The sequence below is a fragment of the Ruegeria sp. genome (assembly GCF_028066395.1).
In the GTDB taxonomy this organism is placed as follows: Bacteria; Pseudomonadota; Alphaproteobacteria; order Rhodobacterales; family Rhodobacteraceae; genus Ruegeria.
Genome location: NZ_JALCBM010000030.1, coordinates 1 through 6,695 on the forward strand (window position 1 = coordinate 1; position 6,695 = coordinate 6,695).

Genomic DNA, 6,695 nt, shown 5'->3' on the forward strand with positions numbered 1-6,695 from the left:
AATCGATCATGGGCGTTGGGCGGCTGCTGGATTTGCCGATGGAACTGGTCGGGCCAGCGGAGGTCGCACGAGGCAACCCGTTCTACAAGACCGATGACGTCAAGGCAGCGGTGCAAACCTTTAGCGACGGGCATATCGACCCGTCTGGCGTGACCATGGCGCTGGCGGCGGCAACACGGGCACGGAGTGCGCGGATTGAACGGCACAATCGCGTCATCGGAGCATCTCGCAAAGGTGACGGCTGGTTGCTACGTACCGAAAAGGGTGATGTTCTGGCCGAGCAGATTGTCATTGCTGCCGGGTCATATGCCAATCAGGTGGGGCAGTGGTTCGGGTTGAAAATCCCTTCGGTCTCCTGTCTGCATCACTATCTGGTCACTGATACTGTGCCCGAATTCGCCGGTCGCCCGGAATTGCCCGTGATGCGCGATAACGCCTTTGGCGGCTATATCCGGCAGGAACAGCAATCCGGATTGATCGGCATTTACGAAGGCCATGTCTGCCCAACCGTCTGGCAGATACCCGATGGCGCGCCCTGGGCTGCCGAGAATGAGTTGTTTGAGGCCGACTACGACTCGATCGGGGATTTCCTGATGATCGCGCTGGACAAGATGCCGGTGCTGGCGGACCTCGGCATCAAACGCGTGGTGCGCGGTGCGATCACCCATACGCCGGATGGAGGCATGCTGGTAGGCCCCTCTGGCGCGCCGAATGTGTGGCTGGCCTGTGGCTCCTCCATCGGGCTGGCCTGGGGCGGCGGCGCGGGCAAGGTGCTGGCGGACTGGATGGTCCATGGCGAGGCCGAGATCAACACGCGGTCGATGGACCCCCGCCGCTATGGCGATTTCGCCAGCGATCACTTCATTGTCGAGCGCACCAAGGACGAGTTCATGCGCCGCCATGACACGCCGTGCCCGGGCAAGCAGTTTCACAGTCTGCGACCGCTCAACCGGCATCCTCTGTACGACCGTCTGGCGGCCAAAGGCGCGGTGTTCGGCGAGGTCTCCGGCTGGGAGCGCCCGAGGTATTTCGGCGCAGTGGGCGAGGTTGAACAGATCGGTTGGGGCCGCCAGCATTGGCATGCAAACGCTATGGCCGAAGCCAAAGCCACCCGTACTGCCGCCGGTGTCATCGACCTCTGCGCCTTTGCGCAATTCGAGATCACCGGCAAGGATGCGGGTCGCCTGCTGGATCGTCTCTCGGCCAATAAAATCCCTGCCCGCGACGGCGGGATGAGCCTCAATCATCTACTCACCCCGAAAGGCCGGTTCGAGACCGAGATTACCATCTGGCGTATCTCCGAGGATCGCTATTTCACCGGCTCGGCCATTGCCCGTGAAACCCCTGATTTCGACTGGATCAGGTCGCATATCCGGGCGGGTGAGGAAGTGCGGGTGATCAACCGCTCGGCCGATTGGGGCATGCTGGCGCTGTCGGGGCCAGCCTCGCGCCAGATTCTGAACCAACTGACGGAAGCCGATCTGGGCAATGCGGCCTTCCCCTGGCTGTCGGGGCAGGAAATCACCGTAGCAGGCATTCCGGTCTATGCGCTGCGGGTCTCCTTTGTTGGCGAGTTGGGGTGGGAGCTTCACGCGCCGCTAGACCGCATTGCCGAGCTTTACGATGCGTTGCACGCGGCTGGCGGCGAACATGGGCTGGTCGATCTGGGCTCTTACGCCTTCAACGGCATGCGGATGGAAAAGGCCTATCGCGCCTCGGCGGAGTTAACCACGGATATCGGCCCCTATGATGTCGGGCTGGACCGGTTCGTGCGCCCAGAGGGCCGCGAATTCATCGGCAAAGACGCGCTTCTGACCCGCGAACCGGGTTGGGAATTGCTGTATGCCGAACTGCAAGACAACGAGGCGGATATTCTGGGCGGAGAGCCGGTGCTGCGCGACGGCAAGCCCGTGGGCCTGACCACCTCGGGCGGTTATGGCTATTCGGTCGGCAAATCGCTGGGCTGGCTGTTCGTGCGCAAAGGCACCCCGCGCGAAAACCTGACCGTTCAGATCCTGAACCGCGAGGTTCCCGTGACCATCCACCCCGACGCGCTTTATGATCCGCAAAACCAGCGCCCCCGATCTCAGGAGTAACCCATGACCACGATCACCGGCGGTGAGGCCGTCTATCGCGTATTGAAAGCCAACCGGATCGACACGGTGTTCGGTCTGCTGGGCGGCTCGATGCTTGAACTCTATGATGCCATGTATCAGGGCGGCGAGATCGCCTATGTCGGCGCGCGGGATGAACGTGCGGCGGGGCATATGGCCGACGCCTGGGCGCGGATGACCGGCAAACCCGGGGTGGTCTTGGGCGCGCAGGCCGGGCCGGGTGTGGTCAATCTGGTCACCGCCGTGGCCGAGGCGCATCTGGCCTATTCCCCGCTGGTGGTGATTGCAGGCGCAATCACGCGGGGCGATCAGGCCAAGGACACGTTTCAGGAGGTCGATCAGGTCGCCCTGTTTGCGCCGATCTGCAAACGCTCGGTCATGGTCACCGATCCTCTGCGACTGGCCCCGATGCTGGAGGACGCCATTCGGCTGGCCAATTCGGGTCGCCGCGGACCCGTCGTGTTGCATGTGCCGCGTGATCTGTTTGCGGCGACTGTGCCCTCGGTCGATCTACAGCCGGTCAATATCGCGCGCCCCGGACCGGCCGCGCCCGAGGATATCGCGGCGATTGCGCAGATGCTGTCGACCGCGCAGCGCCCGGTGATCTTTGCGGGTGGCGGGTTCAAATGGGGCAGGGGGCGCGAAGCACTGACCACGCTGGCCGAGACGCTGGAAATACCCGTGGTTGCCTCGACCGGGCATGCCGATGTGATGCGCCATGGCCACCCGTGGTTTGCCGGTCAGGCCGGTCCGCGCGGCAACCGGGTTGCCAGCCGCTTGACCAAAGAGGCTGACGTGATGGTGGTGCTGGGCGCGCGGTTGGGCTTCAACTCGACCTTTCACAGCAATGATTATGTGGGGGTGGAAACGCGGATTGTCCATGTGGATATCGATGGCGCGGCGGTGGGGCGGTATTTCCCGGCCGAAATCGCAGTGCAGGCCGACGCCCGGCTGACCGCCGAGGCGTTGACGGCGGCGACTCCGAGGCCCGCAGCGGATGCATGGCGAACGGAATTCCAAATGGACATAGCCAGCCTTGGTGCAGAACGGGCAGAGGAGGCGCAGATTGCCACCCTGCCAATGCATCCTCGCCGGGCCTTGGCAGAAATCCGCGAGACGTTGCCGGAAAATGCCATCGTCACGCTGGACACCGGCAACACCTGCCTGCAGGCCGCCGACCGGCTGGCACATTATCAGCCGCTGTCCCTGATCACACCGCTGGATTTCGGTCTGGTCGGGTTTGGCCTTGCCGCCGCCATCGGGGCCAAGGCCGCCACCCCCGACCGCCCGGTGGTGGCGATCATGGGGGACGGGGCAATCGGCTATACGATGATCGAGATTCAGACCGCAATCTCACACAACCTGCCCATCGTCATCGTCGTGCTGGATAATCAGGCCTGGGGGGCCGAGAAAGCCTATCAGCAGGAATTCTACGGCGGGCGTCTGCTGGGGGCCGAAATCCAGTCACCCCGGTTCGATCACTTCGCCGAACTCTGCGGAGGCAAGGGGATATGGGTCGATGGCCCGGGCGACATGGGTCCAGCCCTGACCGAGGCTATCGCCAGCGGTCAGACCACTGTCATACAGGCCAAAATCGACCCTAGCGCGCTGATGACCCTGCGCAAGGACCTGTTCACCGCACCGAAAGAGGATTGAGAGCATGACAACCTGGGACACAATCATCATCGGTGCGGGCAACGCCGCCTTTTGCGCCGCCCACGCCGCGCGGGAAAACGGCGCAAGCGTCCTGATGCTGGAATGCGCGCCCGAGGCCGAGAATGGCGGCAACTCGCGCTATACCGCCGGGGCGATCCGGTTCGCCTATGACGGGGTCGATGACATCCGCGCCCTGTGCCCGGACCTGTCCGAAGATCAGATCGCCATCACAGATTTCGGCACCTACACCACGGATCAATTCTTTGACGACATGTTCCGCGTCACCCGTTACCGCACCGACCCGGCCCTGTGCGAACGGCTGGTCACATCGTCCCGCGAGACCATGCTGTGGATGCGCGACAAGGGTATCCGATTCATGCCGATCTACGGGCGGCAGGCGTTCAAGGTCGATGGACGGTTCAAGTTCTGGGGCGGACTGACGCTTGAGGCATGGGGCGGCGGCCCCGGTCTGGTCGATGCCCATACCCAAATCGCCCGCGCGGCGGGGGTCGAGATCCGCTATGACACGCGCGCACTGTCGTTGCTGACCGATGGCCATGCGGTGACCGGCGTCAAGGTGCGGCACAAGGGTGAGGTGTTTGACCTCAAGGCGCGCTCGGTCGTGCTGGCCTCGGGCGGGTTTCAAGCCAGCACCGAGATGCGCACCCGTTACCTCGGCCCAGGGTGGGAGATGGCACGGGTACGCGGCTCGCGCTTCAACACCGGCGACGGCATTCGCATGGCGCTGGAGGTCGGCGCGTCCAGCTATGGCAACTGGTCCGGCTGCCACGCGGTTGGCTGGGACTACAACGCGCCGGAGTTTGGTGATCTGGATGTAGGGGACGGGTTCCAGAAACACTCTTATCCCTGGGGGATCATGGTCAACGCAACGGGGCGGCGCTTCGTGGATGAGGGCGCGGATTTCCGCAATTACACTTACGCGAAATACGGGCGGGTGATCCTGAACCAGCCCGATCAGTTCGCCTGGCAGGTCTTCGACGCCAAGGTTACCCATTTGCTGCGCGACGAATACCGCATCAAACGGGTCACCAAGGTCTCGGCCCCGACCCTAGAGGAACTGGTCCGCAAGATGGAAGGCGTCGATCCGCAGGGCTTTCTGGATGAAATCGCCACCTATAACGCCGCCGTCGATACTGGCACGCCGTTCGATCCCAACGTCAAGGATGGACGCGCGGCCAAGGGTCTGTCGGTGCCGAAATCGAACTGGGCCAACAGGATGGATGAAGGCCCGTTCGAAGCCTATCAGGTCGGCTGCGGCATCACCTTCACCTTTGGTGGCTTGCGGATCGATCCGGACCGGGCACAGGTGCTGGACAATGACCTGACACCGATTCCCGGCCTGTTCGCCGCTGGAGAACTGGTGGGCGGTGTATTCTTCTTCAACTATCCCGGCGGCACCGGGCTGATCAACGGATCGGTCTTCGGGCGGTTGGCCGGATCGCATGTTCCCGTTGGGTAGAGTGGATTAAGTTAGAAATGTAATATATTGATATGTGAAAGAGAAATGCTTTTCGCATGCATCACGGTGCGAGAAAACGGATATCCGGCATGGACTGCAGGCGCGCGACGTCCTGTTCGTAAAGCTCGGTAAACGCGGCAACTAGATCATTGCTCCATCCCGGCAGGTCCAACTCTTCCTCGATTGCCTCGGGCAGGGCGTGGTCCTGAAAGACCTGCGCCAGAGCCTCGCGAAAGGTTGCGTCCCGTTCGGATGGCGCGACCTCCGCCGCCATTTCGATCTGGTGCTGCCCAGCCTCCGACACCAGTGACGAGAGAAGCCCGAACTCATTCACAACCGGTGTGTCCTGCGGCACATCCGCGATGGCGCGCAGGATATCCCCCCAGATCAGGGGCGAATCCTCATTCCGCCACAGGGTGATCTTAACGTCCGGCGCAAGGTCACGGATATCTTCGATCATGGGCAACCAGCCCAGACAACTCAGGTCGGTCGATGTGACGACAGCGCGTCGCTGGGGGTCAGACAGCTGCATCAGGGCTTTGGGAATGAAGGTGCCGGGATTGCAAAGCCCGACAAACAGCTCAACCGTCACATCCGGCAGGGCACGATCCAAAAGCGCCATACGTTGTCCCGCGTGCGGATAGAGCTGACCATCCGCAATGATCGCAGGATGCTCTCCGATCAATGCCGCCGCGGACAGTATCACGCGCTCAACGGGTTTGCCTTGCGGGATCATGGACAAGAGTTTGGCATGAGTTTCAGGCGCCGCGCCCCCGTCTTCGGGGGTCTTCAAAGCCGGCTCCAGAACCTGTCTGTAGCGTCGATGTCCCCAGACAATTCCTTCGTTCTGACCGATCACTTGAGCATTTGCCTGCAACCCTTTGAGAAGCCTGCCTTCATCCGTAAACAACGCACCTGCGTGGATCACCAAATGCATGTTCAACTTACCCTCAAATTCTCACGCCTTACTGCCCGAGGTATAGGCTGTGAGCTGGGCAGTCAAACCCGGACCTTGGGGTTGGCTTCCTCGCAGGCGCGTCTGGCAATACTGACCCATGATGTTCTGGCAAGAAATCCGACCCCGGCCAATCTGCGGCTGGAACAGCGGCCATTGCGATGATGACATTCCGTTTGAACCCCCTTCGGGCCTGTGCCATGTCTTTGCGATCATTCAAATTCGCCTCGACAAGCGACCCCGTTGAAGGAAATCTGGCGCAATGCTGACAACCCACGACCCGGCGGCCCATGCTGTCAAAATCGCTGAAATCGCCACCCGGACGGCCAGGGGGTATTTTCGCGGGCGGCTGGGGGTTGAGTTCAAGTCGGATGAAAGCCCCGTTACGCAGGCCGACAAGGCGGTCGAGGCCGAAGTGCGCGCTTATCTTGCGGAGCATTTCCCCGATCACGGCATTTTCGGCGAAGAACACGGGTTCGAAGGTCAGGAC

5 protein-coding genes are annotated in these 6,695 nt (G+C 62.1%); 4 read left to right on the forward strand and 1 reads right to left on the reverse strand.

Translation table 11 applies throughout. The annotated features are described in order from the left end of the window. The 3 genes from MPJ51_RS11085 to tcuA form a co-directional block, all read left to right on the forward strand. Positions 1–2,096: FAD-dependent oxidoreductase (locus MPJ51_RS11085; RefSeq protein ID WP_298386190.1), on the forward strand; the 2,096-nt coding region annotated here is incomplete at its 5' end. Between the two features lie 3 nt (positions 2,097–2,099). Further along, positions 2,100–3,770 (forward strand): thiamine pyrophosphate-binding protein, encoded by a 1,671-nt coding sequence (locus MPJ51_RS11090; protein ID WP_298386193.1) that lies wholly within the window; start codon positions 2,100–2,102, stop codon positions 3,768–3,770. 4 nt (positions 3,771–3,774) lie between these two features. Then, positions 3,775–5,250 carry an FAD-dependent tricarballylate dehydrogenase TcuA gene (gene tcuA, locus MPJ51_RS11095; protein ID WP_298386196.1) on the forward strand — a complete coding sequence of 492 codons (1,476 nt, stop codon included), beginning with the start codon at positions 3,775–3,777 and terminating at the stop codon, positions 5,248–5,250. 61 nt (positions 5,251–5,311) lie between these two features. Here tcuA and MPJ51_RS11100 read toward each other — a convergent pair whose 3' ends face one another. After that, positions 5,312–6,043, reverse strand: a complete 732-nt coding sequence (locus MPJ51_RS11100; protein ID WP_298386199.1) for a hypothetical protein — start codon at positions 6,041–6,043, stop codon at positions 5,312–5,314. Positions 6,044–6,467: 424 nt separating this feature from the next. On the opposite strand from MPJ51_RS11100, the gene MPJ51_RS11105 reads away from it, so the two are divergent. Then, positions 6,468–6,695, forward strand: a 228-nt coding sequence (locus MPJ51_RS11105) for an inositol monophosphatase family protein (RefSeq protein ID WP_298386204.1), incomplete at its 3' end; no start/stop codon positions are given.

What these genes read in the sequence shown, in the direction of transcription:
- MPJ51_RS11090 (WP_298386193.1), top strand. Translation starts at nt 2,100, where the DNA reads ATGACCACGATCACCGGCGGTGAGGCCGTCTATCGCGTATTGAAAGCC.
- tcuA (WP_298386196.1), top strand. Translation starts at nt 3,775, where the DNA reads ATGACAACCTGGGACACAATCATCATCGGTGCGGGCAACGCCGCCTTT.